Below are 419 nucleotides of genomic sequence, written 5' to 3' on the forward strand. Positions count from 1 at the left end.
CTGGCCCGAGTACAACCTCCTCTACGCCCATCCCTTCACCTGGCTTTGGACTCGGGCCAAGATGCACGACTGGTTCGAGCGGCACCGCCGCTGACTATGTTGGATTACTTCGCGGACACTCCACTAGCGACCGTCCTCGTCCGCGTCGTCCGCGCCTCCGGTGTCCCCGGACGCGCGGCCGAGCAGCCGGTCCACCTCCGCGTGCGCTTCTTCCGCCTGCGCCGCGCTGATGCGGCGGTAGATCTTGAGCGCATCCACCAGGCGGTGCGAGTGCTTCAAGAGCGCGCGTGAGCCGCTCCTGGGCGAGCGCTTGCGCGGGGACGGCAGCATCGACGCGAGCACCGCGCCCTGGGCCACGGAGAGCTGGGACGCGGACACGCCGAAGTGCTCGCGCGCTCCCGCTTCAATGCCATACACGC

At 69.0% G+C, this 419-nt stretch carries 1 protein-coding gene; it reads right to left on the minus strand.

Going from position 1 to position 419, the window contains the following annotated elements; genetic code table 11:
* Window positions 1–123 precede the first annotated feature (123 nt).
* Window positions 124–419, minus strand: a 296-nt coding sequence (locus D7V93_RS44185) for a transglycosylase domain-containing protein (protein ID WP_208723398.1), incomplete at its 5' end; no start/stop codon positions are given.

This window comes from Corallococcus llansteffanensis, assembly GCF_003612055.1.
Lineage (GTDB): Bacteria > Myxococcota > Myxococcia > Myxococcales > Myxococcaceae > Corallococcus > Corallococcus llansteffanensis.